This window comes from Nocardioides silvaticus (assembly GCF_003160695.1).
Taxonomy (GTDB): domain Bacteria; phylum Actinomycetota; class Actinomycetes; order Propionibacteriales; family Nocardioidaceae; genus Nocardioides; species Nocardioides silvaticus.
Map to the genome: position 1 here is coordinate 569,092 of NZ_QGDD01000002.1, position 15,994 is coordinate 585,085.

The following is a 15,994-nucleotide window of genomic DNA, read 5'->3' on the forward strand; positions in this document are numbered from 1 at the left end:
CGGGGCTTGTAGGGTTTGCGGGTGCTCAGCCGACTGACCCGCCCCGCCGCGCTCTCCGCCGTGGCGGTGTGCGCCCTTGCTGCCCTGACCGCGTGTGGTGACGACACCCCTGAGGAGGACACGGCGGCCGGCTTCGACGCCGTCGAGATCTCCGGTCCGGTCGGCGAGCTGCCCGAGGTCGACTGGAAGGCGGGCCTGGAGCCGGGCGAGACCCAGTCCGAGGTCCTCGAGGAGGGCGACGGCGCCGCGCTCGAGGACGGTGACGAGGTGCTGGTCAACCTGGCCATCTCCGACGACTTCACCCAGGAGATCGCGCTCGAGACCTACGGGGAGGAGCGCACCGCGGTGGCGCTGACGGTCGGCGAGGAGCAGCCCGAGCCGCAGCAGGTCATCGACCTGGTCACCGCGCTGGTCGCCGAGCAGGTCGAGGCGGGCACGACTCTCGGCACCCGGATCGCGCTGACCGTCGACGCCGAGGAGGAGTTCGGGGAGCTCGCGCTGAACCTCGCCCAGATCGGCATCGGCAACGAGGACGGCTTCGTGGTGGTCGCCGACCTGGACTCCGTCGCGCTCGAGGGCCCGAAGGGCGCCAGGAAGGCGGCCCCGGCCTGGGCGCCGACCGTCGAGGTCGAGGACGGCATCCCGACCGCGATCGACTCCTCCGGCGTGGAGAAGCCCGACGTGAAGGCCAAGGAGGTCCGCACCGCGGTCCTGCTCGAGGGCGAGGGCCCGGCGATCGAGAAGGGCGACCTCGCGGTCGTCAACTACCTCGGCCAGACCTGGGGCGGCGAGAAGCCGTTCGACGGCAGCTACACCAAGAAGCGCGAGCCGCTGAAGGTCAACATCGACGGCGCCCAGGGCCCCGGCACCTCGGTGATCGAGGGCTGGTCCGACGCGCTCGTGGGCGTGCCGGTCGGCAGCCGGATCATCGTCGAGATCCCGCCCGCGAAGGGCTACGGCAAGGCCGGCTCGGGCGAGGACATCAAGAAGGACGACATCCTCTACTTCGTCATCGACGTCCTGGCCGCCGCCTGACTCCCCGCGTTCATCGGGTCCGACAAACCGGGCGCCGCAAGGCAAGATAGGGGCCATGCCCGCGCCGAAGAGCGAGCGCCTGCTCAACCTCCTCATCATGCTGCTCGTGCAGCGGCGTCCGATCGCCAAGGACCGGATCCGGGAGCTGCTGTACCCGGACTCCCGCCCGGACGCCTTCGAGAAGATGTTCGAGCGCGACAAGGAGGAGCTGCGGAGCCTCGGCGTGCCGGTCGAGGTCGCCCAGCTCGACCCGCTCTTCGACGACGAGGTGGGCTACCGGATCCCGCCCGACGAGTTCGCGCTGCCGGACGTCTCGCTGACCCCGGAGGAGGCCGCGGTCGTCGGCCTCGCCTCGCGGGTCTGGCAGCAGGCGACGATGGCGCAGGCGACCACCGACGCGGTCCGCAAGCTGAGCGCGGCCGGGATCGACGTGGACCTGACGGCGCTCGAGATCGCGCAGCCCCGGCTGACCGCGGACGAGCCCGCGTTCGCGACCTGCTGGGAGGCCGTCTGTGACCGCACCTGCATCGAGTTCGACTACCAGCGTCCCGACGACGAGGCGAGCCGGCGGCGCCACCTCCAGCCGTGGGGGATGGTGCGCACGTCGGGCCGGTGGTACCTGGTCGGCTTCGACACCGACCGCGGCGCCGAGCGGGTGTTCCGGCTCGACCGCGTCGTCGGCGCCGTCCGCAAGGTCGGGCCGCCCCGCGCCTACGAGGTGCCGCCCGACACCGACCTGCGCGAGACGATCCAGCGGCTGGCGCCGACGCCTGCCGCCGAGCGGGCGGTGCTCCTGGTCCGGAAGGGCACCGGCCACAGCTTCCGCCGGCGGGCGGCGCGCATCGACGAGGGCGTCGAGGGTCCGGACGCCGGTACGACGTGGGACCGGGTCGAGCTCGACCGGCCGGCCCGCGGCTTCGTCGACGAGGTGCTCTACCACGGGCCCGACGTCGTGCTCGTCGAGCCCGCCGCGCTCCGGTCGGTCGTCGTGAGCCGGCTCGAGGCGGTGACCAGGTGACGGCGACGTCGGGCGCCGCGGCGCCGGGTGCGCGCGACCAGGTGGCGCGGCTGCTGACGCTGGTGCCGTTCCTGCACCACCGCGACCAGGTCCGGCTGGCCGACGCCGCGGAGCTGCTGGGCACGACGCCCGAGCAGGTGCTGCGGGACCTCAAGGTGCTCTTCATGTGCGGGCTGCCGGGCGGGCTGCCCGACGACCTGATCGACGTCGACCTCGACGCCATCGAGTCCGAGGAGGGCGGACCGGTCAGCGACGGTGTCATCCGCATCGAGAACGCCGACTACCTGGCCCGCCCGCTGCGCCTCAGCCCGACCGAGGCGTCGGCGGTCCAGGTGGCCCTCCTCGCGCTGCGGGACGTGTCGACCGCCGACACGCAGGCGATCATCGACGCGGTGCTGGCGAAGCTCGACGCGGCCGCGGCCAGCGCCGCAGCGGCGCGGCGGATCGCGGTGGACGCCCGGTCGTCCGACGTGGCCGAGCTCGCCCTGTCCGACACGCTCCAGCGCGCGGCCGACGAGCAGCGCCAGGTGCGACTCACCTACCACGTGCCGGCCCGCGACGAGCTGTCGGAGCGTGTCGTCGACCCGCGCGGCGTCGTACCGCACGGCCGGTTCCGCTACCTCGACGCCTGGTGCCACACCGCAGGCAGCGAGCGGCTGTTCCGGCTCGACCGGATCACCGACGCGCTCGTCCTCGACACGCCCACCACGACGCCCCAGACGCCGCCGCGCGAGGTCACCGAGGGACTGTTGTCGGGTGAGGCGCCGCCGGGCGGAACGGTGGCCACGCTGGTGCTCCAGCCGCAGGCCGACTGGGTGCCGCACTACTACCCGATGCAGGAGGTGCGGGAGGGCGCGGACGGGGTGCTCGAAGCGGACCTCCCGGTCGCCGATCCCCGGTGGCTGATGCGCCTGCTGCTGCGCCTGGCGCCGTACGCCTCGGTGAAGGCCCCCGCGGAGTTCGCGGAGTCGTTCTCAGCGACTGCACAGGAGACGCTGGCCCTCTATCGCTGAGTGCGGCGTAGTATGAGGGCGAACGTCGTTCCCGATGCGAGAGTTGGTCCCTGATGCTTCCCCTGATCGCGATGCCCCAAGGCGCGGAGTGGCTGATCATCCTGGCGATCGTGATCCTCGTGTTCGGTGCGGCCAAGCTGCCGGAGCTCGCCCGCGGCACGGGCCAGGCGCTGCGGATCTTCAAGTCCGAGACCAAGGGCCTGCGCGACGACGACGACGACAAGGACACCGCGCCGACGGCACCCCAGCAGCTCGCGCCCGCCGACGATGGGATCGCCGAGGGCGAGATCGTCGACGAGCAGCGCAAGCACAACATCTGATCCGGACCCCACTTGTCGCTCACGGGAGTCGTCCAGCTCTTCGTCGGCAAGCCGGTCCACCCCGTCGGGGACGACGGTCGGATGGCGTTGTCCGACCACCTGCGCGAGCTGCGCGCTCGAATACTCAAGGGGTCCACGGCGATCATCGCCGCGTTCGTGGTTGCCCTGTTCTTCTTCGACCCCTTGCTCGACCTCGTCCTCGAGCCGTACTTGAAGGCCCAGGATCAGCTGCCCGACGGACAGACCGAAGCGACGACCGCGGGCGCGGCCGGTGGCTTCCTGCTCTACCTCAAGCTCTGCGGCCTGGCCGCGGTCATCGGCTCCAGCCCGATCTGGCTCTACCAGATCTGGGCATTCATCCTGCCCGGCCTGCACCGCAACGAGAAGAAGTGGACCGCGATCTTCGGCGCCGTCGCTGGTCCACTGTTCTTCGTCGGGATCATCCTGGGCTACCTGACCCTGCCGAAGGGGCTCGAGGTCCTCATCGGTTTCACACCCGCCGACCTCACCAACCTGGTGGAGTTCAACGACTACCTGACCTTCTTCATCCGCACGATGCTGGGCTTCGGGATCGCCTTCGAGATCCCGGTCTTCGTGGTGATGCTGAACCTGGCCGGCGTCCTCAAGGGCAAGACCCTCGGCGCGCACCGGCCGTGGATCATCGTCGGCACCTTCGTCTTCGCGGCCGTCATCACGCCGTCGGGCGACCCGTTCACGATGTCGTTCATGGCCGTCCCGATGATCGTCCTCTTCCTGATCTCCGAGGTGATCGCGCGTCTCAACGACCGGCGACGGGACAAGCGCGGCATCAACGCCGGCCTGAGCCCGGACGAGGCCTCGCCCCTGTGACCGACACCCGGTGCCACGAGGTCGACGCGTTCGACCTCCCCGACTGGCTGGGCACCGACCCGGTCACCTGGTCGGCGGTCGGGCCGCTCCGCAACGGCATCGTGCCCGGCCTGCTGCACAGCGACGTCACCGACGCCGAGCTGCCCTGCGACCTGCTGGCCGGCGACGTGGCCTACCCGGTCGCCGTGGTGGACGAGGCGACGCGGGTGCAGATCCACCAGGCGTGGCGGCACGGCCAGGTCCACGTCGTACGACGCGAGGACCGGCTCACGCTCGGGGCTCCGGGCACGGACTTCCCGGCCCCGCGGGTGCTCGACGCGGTCGGCCGGCTCGCCAAGGCCGTCGGGGCCCCGCCCGACCACTTCGCCGTCCGGCTCCGGGTGGCGCGCGACGGATCGGGCTGGGACCGCGGCGGAGGCTGACGTCACCGGGTCGGTCGATAGGTTGGGCACGTGACCCGCGACATCGCCCTCCTCACGAACCCCGCGGCGGGCAAGGGCCGTGCCGCGCGGGTCCGCGACGTCGCCCTCCCGCTGCTGCACGGCGCGGGCTGGCGGGTGCGTTCGCTCGCGGGGCGCGACGCCGAGGAGGCGTCCGACCTGGCCCGCAAGGCCGTCGCCGACGGCGTCGAGGCGCTGGTCGTGTGTGGCGGCGACGGGCTGGTGCACCTGGCCGTGCAGGCGCTCGCCGGCTCCGACGTGCCGCTGGGCGTCCTGCCGGCCGGCACCGGCAACGACGTCGCGCGCTACTTCGACATCCCGCGCAAGGACCCGGCGGCGGCCGCCGCCCGGCTGCTCGCGTGGCAGCCCCGGACGATCGACCTGGCGCGGTCCGGAGACCGCTGGTTCGTGACCGTCCTCGCCGCCGGCTTCGACGCCGTGGTCAACGAGCGCGCGAACCGGATGACCTGGCCGCGCGGCCAGATGCGCTACAACCTGGCGACGATCGCCGAGCTGCGCACGTTCGAGCCGTTGCGCTACGAGCTCGACCTCGACGGCGAGCAGCGCCAGCTCGAGGCGATGCTCGTGGCAGTCGGCAACGGCCCCTCGTTCGGGGGTGGGCTCCGGATCGCCGAGGGCGCGTCGCTCGACGACGGGCTCCTCGACGTCATCGTGATCGGGCCGATGACCAAGCCGGCGCTGGTCCGCACCTATCCGAAGCTCTTCAACGGCACCCACACCGACCACCCACGGTTCAGTCGGCACCGGGTCCGCCGGGTCACCGTCGCCTGCCCCGGCATCGTCGGCTACGCGGATGGGGAGCGGTACGGCGCGCTCCCGCTCACGGTCGAGGCGGTCCCGCAGGCCCTGGGGGTCCTCACATGAGCGTGTTCGACGAGTTCGCGGCGTCGTACGCCTTCGACCTCGACGACTTCCAGGTCGAGGGCTGCCGGGCGCTGGAGGCGGGCAAGGGCGTGCTGGTCGCGGCGCCGACCGGCGCGGGGAAGACGCTGGTGGGGGAGTTCGCCGTCCACCTCGCGATCGAGACCGGTCGGAAGTGCTTCTACACGACCCCGATCAAGGCGCTGTCCAACCAGAAGTACCACGACCTGGTCGCCCGCTACGGCCCCGAGCGGGTCGGCCTGCTCACCGGTGACATCACCATCAACGGCGAGGCGCCGGTGGTCGTGATGACGACCGAGGTGCTGCGCAACATGCTCTACGCGGGCTCGCGGACGCTCATCGGCCTCGGTTTCGTCGTGATGGACGAGGTCCACTACCTCGCCGACCGGTCCCGCGGCGCGGTGTGGGAGGAGGTCATCATCCACCTCCCGGAGTCGGTGACCGTGGTGTCGCTGTCGGCGACGGTCTCGAACGCCGAGGAGTTCGGTGAGTGGCTCGAGACCGTGCGCGGCGAGACCGCGACCATCGTCGCCGAGCGCCGGCCGGTCCCGCTCTACCAGCACGTGATGGTCGGCCGGCGGCTGCTCGACCTGTTCGCGTCCTCCGACGTCGACGCCTCTGCTGGATTCGTGCGCGAGGGTGCACCCGTCAACGACGAGCTGATGCGGATCGCCCGCGACGACTGGGCCAGCACCCGGCTGATGCGCGACCGGCGGTCGCCGCGCAAGGGGAAGCCGGGGTCGTCGAAGAACCCGCGCAGTGTCGGCAACGGCCGCCGGGTGTGGATCCCCGGTCGCACCGAGGTGATCGAGCGGCTCGAGCGCGACCACATGCTCCCGGCGATCGTCTTCATCTTCAGCCGCGCTGCGTGCGACGCGGCCGTCCGGCAGTGCCTCGACGCCAACCTCCGGCTGAACACGCCCGCCGAGCGCGACGAGGTCATCGACTACGTCGAGCGGACGCTCGGCCAGCTCCCGGCTGCCGACCTCGAGGTGCTCGGCTTCCACGAGTTTCGCGACGCCGCGAGCCGCGGCGTCGCCGCCCACCACGCCGGGATGCTGCCGGCGTTCAAGGAGTGCGTCGAGTCGCTCTACCTGCGCGGCCTGGTGAAGGTCGTCTTCGCGACTGAGACCCTCGCGCTCGGCATCAACATGCCCGCGCGCACCGTCGTGCTCGAGAAGCTGACCAAGTGGAACGGCGAGAACCACGCCGACATCACGCCGGGGGAGTACACCCAGCTGACCGGCCGCGCCGGCCGGCGTGGCCTCGACATCGAGGGCAACGCGGTCGTCCTCTGGCAGCCGGGCATGAACCCGCGCGAGCTCGCGGGTCTGGCGTCGACCCGCACCTATCCGCTGCGTTCGTCGTTCCGCCCGTCCTACAACATGGCGGTGAACCTGGTGCACCAGTACGGCCGGCACCGCGCTCGGGAGCTGCTGGAGCAGTCCTTCGCCCAGTTCCAGGCGGACCGGGCCGTGGTCGGGCTCGCGCGCCAGCTGCGGAAGGCCGAGGACGCCCTGGCCGGCTACGCCGAGGCTGCCAAGTGCCACCTCGGCGACTTCATGGAGTACGCCGAGCTGCGCCGCCGGGTCAGCGAGGTCGAGAAGGAGGCGAGCAAGGCCCGCCGCGCCGAGCGTCGCGACGAGGCCTCGGTCTCCCTCGAGCGGCTCAAGAAGGGCGACGTGATCGTCGTGCCCGCCGGCAAGTTCGCCGGCCCGGCGGTGGTCCTCGACCCCGGGCTGTCCGAGAACGGGCACCGCCCGCTGGTCGTGACCGCCTCGCGGCAGTCGAAACGGCTCGCGATGCCCGACTTCCCGGTGCCCGTCGAGCCGGTCGGCCGGATCCGGCTGCCCAAGGGCTTCGACGGCCGCAACCCGCACCTGCGCAAGCAGGTCGCGGACTCGGTCCGGAAGGCCGTCGACGACCTCCCGCTCTCGGTCACCCGGCCACGGCTGGAGAAGGGCTCGGCCGACCCGGCCGTCGCCGAGGCGGTCCGCGACCTGCGTCAGCAGATGAAGGCGCACCCGTGCCACGGCTGCGCGGACCGGGAGGACCACGCGCGCTGGACCGAGCGCTACTTCAAGCTGCAGCGCGACACCGAGACCCTCGCCCGGCGGGTGGAGCGTCGTACGAACACCGTCGCGCGGGAGTTCGACCGGGTCTGCCAGGTGCTCGACGCGCTGCGCTACCTCGACGGCGACCGGGTCACCGACCGTGGCCGCGGCCTGATGCGGATCTACTCCGACCTCGACCTCGTCGCCGCCGAAGCGCTGCGCGAGGGGATGTGGGACGACCTCTCGCCCTCCCAGCTCGCCGCGGTCCTGTCGGTCCTCGTGTTCGAGGCCCGGCGACCCGACGAGTCGCCACCCCGCGTCCCCGGCGGACCCATCACCGTCACGATCGAGGCCATGGTCCGGTTGTGGGGCGAGCTCGAGCGGCTGGAGAAGGACCACCGGCTGGCGTTCCTCCGCCCGCCCGACGCCGGGTTCGCCTGGACGGCCTACCGCTGGGCCGAGGGCGACACCCTCGACGAGGTCCTCACCCGCGCCGACCTCACCGCCGGCGACTTCGTCCGGCAGATGAAGCAGCTCGTCGACTTCGCCGGCCAGATCGCCGACGCGGCGGGCGACTCACCCGTCCGCAAGACCGCCCGAGCCGCCGTCGACCTGCTGCGGCGCGGGATCGTCTCGACCGAGTAAGGGAGCAACGTTGCCGACGACCACCACCCACGAGCTCGCCGTCCCCGGGGCCGTCCTCACCTACGACGTGCACGCGCCGGACACGCCTGGAAACCACCGTCCGTTGATGGTCTTCGGGTCGCCGATGGGAGCCTCCGGGTTCGAGCAGCTGCTCCCGCACCTCGCCGACCGCACCGTCATCACCTACGACCCGCGGATGACCGAGCGGAGCACGCTCGACGACGACGGTGAGGTGTCGTACGAGAGCCACGCCGACGACGTGCACCGGGTGGTGGCGGCGACGGGTCTGGGCCCGGTCGACGTGTTCGCGTCGAGCGGGGGCGCCGTGGTGGCCCTGGTCTGGATCCTCGCCCACCACGACGAGATCGGCTCCGCCGTGCTCCACGAGCCGCCGCTGAGCGCGATCCTCGAGGACCGCGACGTGCTCGCGCGGATCAACAAGGACATCGTCGACACCTACGACCGCCTCGGTCAGGGCCCGGCGATGGCCAAGTTCATCCAGCTGGTGATGCATCAGGGCGTGTTCACCGAGGAGTTCCTCGAGCAGCCTGCTCCGCCACCCGAGCAGTTCGGCTTCTCCAGCGAGGACGACGGCAGCCGCGACGATGCGCTGCTCGGCCACAACATGCGGATCGAGCCGTACGTCCCTGATGCCGCCGCGCTCCGCGCCTCCGGCGTGCGCATCGTGCCGGCGGTCGGGGCGACGAGCGGCGCCGGCATGCCGCGCCGCGGCGGGGAGGCCCTGGCCCGCCTGCTCGACGTCGACCCGGTCGAGATGCCCGGCGACCACGGTGGGTTCGTGGCCAACGAGTGGTCGCCCCAGAACGACCCGGCCGCGTTCGCCGTACGGCTGAAGGAGCTGCTCGACGCCGGGTCCGGCTGACTCAGCCGGTGAGGGTCGTGACCAGCCGCTCCGCAGCGCTGGTGAGGCCCCAGCGCTCGGCCAGCTCCACGACGGCGTCGGGATCCGCCGGTGTCCGCGGCAGCGCGAGCGCGTCGCCCCGGGGCAGGTGGAGGTCGCGGGCCACCGCGACCACCTGGGGCGCGACGGCGAGGTAGTCGGCGGCGTCCTTGATCTTGAGCCGCGGCCCGGGAGCCAGGTCGCTGTCGGGGTCGGCAGCCGCAGCGAGCAGGCCGTCCATGTCGCCGAACCGCTGGAGCAGGGTCGCGGCGGTCTTCTCGCCGACGCCCTTGACCCCCGGGAGGCCGTCGGAGGCGTCGCCGCGGAGGGTCGCGAAGTCGGCGTACTGGCTCGCCTTCACCGCGTACTTGTCGAGGATCCACGCCTCGTCCACCCGCTCGTGCTTGCCCACGCCCTTGCCGATGTAGAGCACCCGCACACCGGCGGCGTCGTCGACGAGCTGGAACAGGTCGCGATCGCCGGTGACCACGTCGACCGGCATGCCGGCGCCGGTGGCGAGGGTGCCGATCACGTCGTCGGCCTCGTAGCCCGGTGCGCCGACGACCGCGATGCCGAAGGCGTCGAGCGCCTCACGGATGATCGGCACCTGGACCTCGAGCGGGTCGGGGACCTCCTCGACGTCGGGCGCCCCGGCGACCGGCTCGACCACGCGGTGCGCCTTGTAGGTGGGGATCAGGTCGACCCGCCACTGCGGCCTCCAGTCCTCGTCCCAGCAGCAGGCCAGGTGGGTCGGCCGGTACTGCTCGACGAGGTAGGAGACGTAGCCGAGCATCCCGCGCACCGCGTTCACGTTGGTGCCGTCGGGGGACAGGATCTCCGGGGAACCGAAGAAGGCCCGGAAGTACATCGATGCGGAGTCCAGCAGGAGGAGGCGGCCGGCGCCCGGTGACGTGTCCATCGCCCCGATCGTAGAGCCCCGGTCCGCCCGGATGCCCTAGTGTGGCCGCCGTGAGCCAGAGCAGCAGCTCGTCCGCCGTCGAGGCGATCGACCGTCAGATCCTCGAGCTGCTCGCCAAGGACGGCCGGATGTCCTACACCGACCTGGGCAAGGCGACCGGGCTCTCAACCTCCGCGGTCCACCAGCGCGTGAAGCGGCTCGAGCAGCGCGGCTTGATCCTCGGGTACGGCGCCACGGTCAACCACGCCGAGATCGGCCTCCCGCTCACCGCCTTCATCGCGATCAAGCCGTTCGACCCCTCCCAGCCCGACGACACCCCCGAGCGGCTCGAGGGCCTGCCCGAGATCGAGTCCTGCTGGTCGGTCGCCGGCGAGGAGTCCTACGTCATCAAGGTGCGCTCGCACTCGCCCGCGGAGCTGGAGGACCTCCTGGCCCGGATCCGCGCGGTCGCGAGCGTCTCGACGCGCACGACGATCGTGCTGTCGACGTACTACGAGAACCGGCCGGTGACCGGCTGACAGCGGGTCGAGCCGGTCGAGAGCTCAGTAGGCCTGGAGCGCCGCCGTACGACGCGACGCCTCGGCGACCTCGGCGGCTCGCAGCGCGGTCTCGTCGAGGTCGGCGTGGGAGGCCCACCACGACTGACCGGTCGACGGCAGGGTGTGGATCGGGTCGTAGTACTCGTAGGTGCGCTGGAGCGCGTCGGCCTGCCCGGCCTCGATCGAGGTGAGGTAGTTCTTCGTCCAGTGGCTGATGCCGCGCTCGGTGTCGTAGTCGGCGAGCTGGTGCACCCAGCGCTTGCCGACGAACGGCACGTCGCACACGATGCGCGGCGTCGCGAAGCCCGGCAGGTAGCCCATGATCTGGTGCTGCAGGTGCTGGGCCTGCGCGACCGAGATCCGCCAGTGCTCGCTGTAGGGGATCAGGTCGCACATGTAGAAGTAGTAGGGCATGATCCGCGCGCCGTCGAGCAGCGCGAAGCACAGGTCGAGCAGTGCGTGCGGGTCGGCGTTGACCCCGTTGAGGATGACGCCCTGGTTGCGGACGTCGCGGACGCCGGCCTCGAGCAGCAGGCCCGTGGCCTCGGCGACGGCGGGTGTCACCGACTGGGCGTGGTTGGCGTGGGTGTGGATCGCGATCGAGACGCCGCGGCTCCGTGCCGTCCGGGCGACGCGGCCGACGCCCTCGACCACGTCGGGCTGCGACCAGTGCTGCGGCAGGCCGATGAGGGCCTTGGTCGCGAGCCGGATGTCGCGGATGTTGTCGATCTCGAGCAGCGAGTCCAGGAACGCCTCCAGACGGGGCCACGGCATGTTGGCCACGTCGCCGCCGGAGACCACGACGTCGCGCACCGAGGGCGTGCGCCGGAGGTAGTCGAGCATGTCGGAGAGCCGGTCGTTCGGCTTGGCGACGAACTTCAGCTTCTCCACGGTCGGCGTGGAGTTGCCGACCAGGTCCATCCGGGTGCAGTGACCGCAGTACTGCGGGCAGGTCGGGAGCAGCTCGGCGAGCACCTTCGTCGGGTAGCGGTGGGTGAGGCCCTCGGCGACCCACATGTCGTGCTCGTGCAGCGAGTCGCGGGTGGCGTGCGGGTGCGACGGCCAGTCCGTGCGCCGGTCGGAGAACACGGGCAGCATGTAGTGGCGGATCGGGTCGGCGTAGAACGCGTCGGTCAGCGACCCTGGACCGGAGGGCACCACGTGCGGCACCATCGTGTTGAGCATCTGCGGCGGCACCAGCATCGACATCGTGGCGCGCTCGGTCTGGTCGCGCTCGAGATCGGCGTAGAACCGCTCGTCGACCAAGTCGCCGAGCAGCTCGCGGAGCTGCTTGATGTTCTTGACGCAGTGGGCGCGCTGCCACTGCACCGAGGCCCAGTCCTCCGCGGTGACGTCCTTCCACCCGGGGAAGCGCGTCCAGTCCGGCTCCACCAGGTCCACCCGGGCATAGGGGTAGGGCTGGCCGGCGGGCTCGGAGATGCCTGCGGCGATCGACGTCTCGATGCTCATGTGTGCCAGACTACGTGAAGATCCTCCGGTCGCAACATCGCCACACCGGATGATTTACGGCGCAACCATCTTGGAGGGACATTGTCGACGGTGACGCAGCAGAGCGACCCGACCGGTCTGCACCGGGTCCGGGACGAGGCCCGGGTCCTGCCGCAGGCTGCGCGCAGGCTGGACACCCGCCGGGAGCTGTGGCCCGACGAGGTGCGGATCCGGGTCGAGCGGCTCAACCTCGACGCCGCGTCGTTCCGCCAGCTCGAGCACGAGCACGGGGGCGACGGGGGAGCGGTGCGCGACGCCGTCCTGGCGATCGTCGCCGACCGCGGCAAGATGCAGAACCCGGTCACCGGCTCCGGTGGAATGCTCATCGGGACGGTCGAGGAGGTCGGCCCGGAGTCGCCGCTCGGCCTGCAGGTCGGGCAGCGCGTCGCCACGCTGGTCTCGCTCACCCTCACGCCGCTGGTGATCACCGACGGCCTCGCCGGCTGGGACGGTCGCTCCGAGCAGGTTCCGGCCGAGGGCCACGCCATCCTCTTCGGCCGGTCGATCGCTGCGGTGCTGCCCGACGACCTGCCGACGGCTCTCAGCCTCGCGGTCATGGACGTGTGTGGTGCACCCGCGTTGACCTCCCGCGTCGTCGCGCAGTACGTCGAGGGCGGCTCGACCCCGACCGTCGCCGTCATCGGCGGAGGCGGGAAGTCCGGGTCGCTCGCGCTCGCCGCCGCCCGCGCCGCCGGCGCCGGCCGCCTCGTCGGCGTGGTGCCCACCGAGCGCGAGGCCGCCGCCCTGGAGCGGTCGGGGCTCGCGGACACCGTGGTCGTCACCGATGCCCGCGACCCGATCGGGCTCCGTGACGCGGTGACCGCGACCGGCGGCCCGGCCGACGTGACCGTGGTCTGTGTCGACGTGCCGGGCTGTGAGGGCGGGGCGATCCTCGCGACCGCGCAGGGCGGCACCGTCATCTTCTTCTCGATGGCCACCTCGTTCTCCGCTGCGGCGCTGGGAGCCGAGGGCGTGGCCGCCGACATCACGATGCTCGTCGGCAACGGCTACGTGCCCGGCCACGCCGACCTCGCGCTCGACCTGCTGCGGTCCGACCATGGCGTCCGGTCGCTGTTCGAGGAGCGGCTCTCATGAGCCGGACCCACGCGAAGCTGGACCTGGACCCGGTCACCGTCCGGAAGGCCCGGTCGCTGGCCCGCAAGGCGGGCCGCCCGATCGTGCGGCTGGCGCAGCAGCACACCACGGTCTCCGTGGAGCGGGCCACGTTGCGGCTGGCCGGGCTGAGCGGTGCGGACGGCGAGGGCACGCCGTGGGCGAACCGGCTGCTCGACGCCGTACGCGCCGACGTCGGTCTCGAGCACGGCGCGGCGCTGCCGGTGTGGGACGCCCTTGCCCGCGGGGAGGCCGAGGACCTGGTGACGCTCGCCCAGAAGGCGTCCGCCGGCTCGGTCCGGTTCGAGGTGCCCGAGGGCGTCCGCGCCCGACGGGCCCGGGCAGCCAGCCGGCGACAGGTCGGCGCAGGGATCAAGCAGGTCGACCGGCGTCGCGCCGAGCGCGACCGCCTCGTCAAGCGGCACGGGGACGCCCCGCGCCAGCCGTGGATCTACCTGATCGTCGCCACCGGCGACATCTACGAGGACATCCCGCAGGCCCAGCAGGCCGCGCGTGAGGGCGCCGACGTCATCGCCGTGATCCGGTCCACGGGCCAGAGCCTGCTCGACTTCGTCCCCGAGGGGGCGACGCGGGAGGGGTTCGCCGGCACCTACGCCACCCAGGAGAACTTCCGCCTGATGCGGGCCGCGCTCGACGAGTCGAGCAAGGAGCTGGGTCGCTACGTCCGCCTCACCAACTACGCCAGCGGCCTCTGCATGCCCGAGATCGCCGCGCTGGCGGGGCTCGAGCGGCTCGACATGATGCTCAACGACTCGATGTACGGGATCCTGTTCCGCGACATCAACCCGGTCCGCACCTTCGTCGACCAGCGGTTCAGCCGGCAGGTCCACGCCCGCGCCGGGATCATCATCAACACCGGCGAGGACAACTACCTCACCACCGCCGACGCCGTCGAGGCCGCGCACACGGTCACCACCAGCCAGCTCCTCAACGAGTACTTCGCCAAGGAGGCCGGCCTCGAGGACTGGCAGCTCGGCCTGGGCCACGCGTTCGAGATCGACCCGTCGGTGCCCGAGTCGTTCCGCCTCGAGCTCGCGCACGCGCTGCTCGCCCGCGAGCTGTTCCCGAAGGCCCCGCTGAAGTGGATGCCGCCGACCCGCCACATGACCGGCGACGTCTTCCGGGGCTACCTCCTCGACGGCTTCTTCAACCTGGTCGGCGCCATGACCGGGCAGGGCATCCTGCTGGTCGGGATGATGACCGAGGCGGTGGTCACGCCGTGGCTCTCCGACCGCGACCTGGCACTGCAGAACGTCCGCTACGTCCTCGACGCGGCCGGCGGCCTGCGCGAGGACTTCCACCCCGCCCCGGACGGCCTCATCGCCAACCGCGCCCGGCAGGTGCTGGGGGAGACGATCGACCTGCTCGACAAGATCGCCGACGAGGGGCTGCTCGACGCCATCGCCGACGGCACCTTCGGCCTGATGCGGCGTCCTGCCGACGGGGGCCGCGGCCTGGAAGGCGTCGCCCGCAAGGCCGACGACTACTACAACCCGGCCTCGGAGATCCTGGAGGAGGCGACGTGAGCCAGATCGTCCGCCCGTACGGCGACACCACCGGCGACGGCATGGTGCAGCTCAGCTTCACCCTCCCGATCTCGCACTCCAAGCGCGCCGAGGGGGCCGCCCAGCAGCTGGCCACCAAGATGGGCATGGACCCCGCGCTCGTCGTCCACGCCAAGCCGATGGGGCCCGACTTCACGTTCTTCGTCGTCTACGGCCGGGTGAACCACCTCGTCGACGTCGACGCGGTCGAGGTGGTCGAGCGCGACTACCCGCTGCTGACCCCCAAGGAGGTCAACGCCTCGATCAAGCGGGCCCTGCGTCGGCGGCTCGTCGTCATCGGCGCGTGCATCGGCACCGACGCCCACACCGTCGGCATCGACGCAATCCTCAACATCAAGGGTTTCGCGGGGGAGAAGGGGCTCGAGTACTACCGCGAGATCAAGGTGGTGAACCTCGGCGCCCAGGTCTCCGTGCCGCAGCTGGTCGACCGCGCGGTCGACGAGCGCGCCGATGCCGTCCTCGTCTCCCAGGTGGTCACGCAGCGCGACGCCCACCTCCTCAACACCCGCGAGATGTCGGCCGCGTTCGGCGAGGCGTTCCCCGCGGAGCGGAAGCCGCTCCTCGTCGTCGGCGGGCCGCGGTTCGACGAGGCGATGGCGGGAGAGCTCGGCGTCGACCGGATCTTCGGCCGCGGCACGACGCCTGGCGAGGTCGCCAGCTACCTGGTCCATAAGGTGGCTTCGTGACCGCCACTGTCGGGGCCAGGGCGACCCAGCGTCGCTACGTGCCCTACTCGCACGCCCATTACGCCGGCAACCTGGTCGACGGCGCCTACGGGCTCGGCCTGTTCGGCGACGTGGCCACGGAGCTCTGCATCCTCACCGACGGCGACGAGGGCCTGTTCGCGTCGTACGACGACGTGCAATTCCAGGCGCCCGTGCGCGCCGGCGACGTCGTCGAGGCCACTGCCGAGCTGGTGCGGGTCGGCACCCGGTCACGGGTCATGGCCTTCACCCTGACCGTCGTCGCGCGCGGGGCGGCGACCGACGAGCGCCCGGGCGCCGCCGCGGTCCTCGACCCACCGATCGTCGCCACCACCGCGACCGGCACCGTCGTCGTCCCGTAGTGGGCTCGAGCGGCGCGTCAGGTGCCGACACGCCGGAAAGTGCGGGGTTTTTCCAGAATTTTCCGGGTCCCAGGACCCCGCTCT

16 protein-coding genes are annotated in these 15,994 nt (G+C 71.8%); 14 read left to right on the top strand and 2 right to left on the bottom strand.

The features are described 5' to 3' along the window. Positions 1–21 precede the first annotated feature (21 nt). The 9 genes from DJ010_RS07600 to DJ010_RS07640 are packed head-to-tail and all read left to right on the top strand — an operon-like array spanning position 22 to position 9,160. Entirely contained in the window at positions 22–1,035 is a 1,014-nt protein-coding gene (locus DJ010_RS07600) for an FKBP-type peptidyl-prolyl cis-trans isomerase (protein WP_109693000.1), read from the top strand. 55 nt (positions 1,036–1,090) lie between these two features. Further along, entirely contained in the window at positions 1,091–2,053 is a 963-nt protein-coding gene (locus DJ010_RS07605; RefSeq protein WP_109693001.1) for a helix-turn-helix transcriptional regulator, read from the top strand. Beyond that, entirely contained in the window at positions 2,050–3,066 is a 1,017-nt protein-coding gene (locus DJ010_RS07610) for a helix-turn-helix transcriptional regulator (protein ID WP_109693002.1), read from the top strand. The genes DJ010_RS07605 and DJ010_RS07610 overlap by 4 nt, the downstream gene beginning before the upstream one ends. 53 nt (positions 3,067–3,119) lie before the next feature. After that, positions 3,120–3,386, top strand: a complete 267-nt coding sequence (gene tatA, locus DJ010_RS07615) for a twin-arginine translocase TatA/TatE family subunit (RefSeq protein ID WP_109693003.1) — start codon at positions 3,120–3,122, stop codon at positions 3,384–3,386. A 12-nt stretch (positions 3,387–3,398) separates the two neighbouring features. After that, the gene (gene tatC, locus DJ010_RS07620) at positions 3,399–4,235 is read left to right on the top strand and encodes a twin-arginine translocase subunit TatC (protein WP_109693004.1); all 837 of its coding nucleotides are present in this window, start codon (positions 3,399–3,401) and stop codon (positions 4,233–4,235) included. Further along, positions 4,232–4,657, top strand: coding sequence for a hypothetical protein (locus tag DJ010_RS07625; RefSeq protein WP_109693005.1), 426 nt, complete (start codon positions 4,232–4,234; stop codon positions 4,655–4,657). Before tatC ends, DJ010_RS07625 begins: the two co-directional genes overlap by 4 nt. Before the next feature lie 30 nt (positions 4,658–4,687). Then, positions 4,688–5,560: a diacylglycerol kinase gene (locus DJ010_RS07630; protein WP_109693006.1), complete on the top strand. Its 873-nt coding sequence runs from the start codon at positions 4,688–4,690 to the stop codon at positions 5,558–5,560. Beyond that, complete coding sequence (locus DJ010_RS07635) at positions 5,557–8,277, top strand: DEAD/DEAH box helicase (protein WP_109693007.1); 2,721 nt, start codon at positions 5,557–5,559, stop codon at positions 8,275–8,277. The genes DJ010_RS07630 and DJ010_RS07635 overlap by 4 nt, the downstream gene beginning before the upstream one ends. A gap of 10 nt (positions 8,278–8,287) precedes the next feature. Then, positions 8,288–9,160, top strand: coding sequence for an alpha/beta fold hydrolase (locus DJ010_RS07640; protein ID WP_211318692.1), 873 nt, complete (start codon positions 8,288–8,290; stop codon positions 9,158–9,160). Position 9,161: 1 nt separating this feature from the next. On the opposite strand, the gene DJ010_RS07645 is transcribed toward DJ010_RS07640, so the two are convergent. Then, on the bottom strand, positions 9,162–10,097 hold the full coding sequence (locus DJ010_RS07645) for a 5'-3' exonuclease (protein WP_109693008.1): 936 nt from the start codon (positions 10,095–10,097) through the stop codon (positions 9,162–9,164). 50 nt (positions 10,098–10,147) lie between these two features. Here DJ010_RS07645 and DJ010_RS07650 point away from each other — a divergent pair, with 50 nt between their 5' ends. Continuing rightward, the gene (locus DJ010_RS07650) at positions 10,148–10,615 is read left to right on the top strand and encodes an Lrp/AsnC family transcriptional regulator (RefSeq protein WP_245927324.1); all 468 of its coding nucleotides are present in this window, start codon (positions 10,148–10,150) and stop codon (positions 10,613–10,615) included. A 24-nt stretch (positions 10,616–10,639) separates the two neighbouring features. Here the strand turns inward: DJ010_RS07650 and DJ010_RS07655 are convergent, their stop codons facing one another. Then, complete coding sequence (locus tag DJ010_RS07655; RefSeq protein WP_109693009.1) at positions 10,640–12,106, bottom strand: KamA family radical SAM protein; 1,467 nt, start codon at positions 12,104–12,106, stop codon at positions 10,640–10,642. A 90-nt stretch (positions 12,107–12,196) separates the two neighbouring features. Here DJ010_RS07655 and kdd point away from each other — a divergent pair, with 90 nt between their 5' ends. Genes kdd through kal form a run of 4 tightly spaced genes read left to right on the top strand, consistent with a single transcriptional unit; the run spans position 12,197 to position 15,910 of the window. Then, a complete protein-coding gene (kdd, locus tag DJ010_RS07660; protein WP_109693170.1) occupies positions 12,197–13,240 on the top strand; it encodes an L-erythro-3,5-diaminohexanoate dehydrogenase in 1,044 nt (347 codons plus the stop codon). Further along, positions 13,237–14,805 carry a lysine 5,6-aminomutase subunit alpha gene (kamD, locus tag DJ010_RS07665; protein WP_109693010.1) on the top strand — a complete coding sequence of 523 codons (1,569 nt, stop codon included), beginning with the start codon at positions 13,237–13,239 and terminating at the stop codon, positions 14,803–14,805. Before kdd ends, kamD begins: the two co-directional genes overlap by 4 nt. Beyond that, positions 14,802–15,530: a lysine 5,6-aminomutase subunit beta gene (gene kamE / locus DJ010_RS07670; protein ID WP_109693011.1), complete on the top strand. Its 729-nt coding sequence runs from the start codon at positions 14,802–14,804 to the stop codon at positions 15,528–15,530. The genes kamD and kamE overlap by 4 nt, the downstream gene beginning before the upstream one ends. Further along, positions 15,527–15,910 carry a 3-aminobutyryl-CoA ammonia lyase gene (gene kal / locus DJ010_RS07675; protein ID WP_109693012.1) on the top strand — a complete coding sequence of 128 codons (384 nt, stop codon included), beginning with the start codon at positions 15,527–15,529 and terminating at the stop codon, positions 15,908–15,910. The genes kamE and kal overlap by 4 nt, the downstream gene beginning before the upstream one ends. Positions 15,911–15,994: the final 84 nt, after the last annotated feature.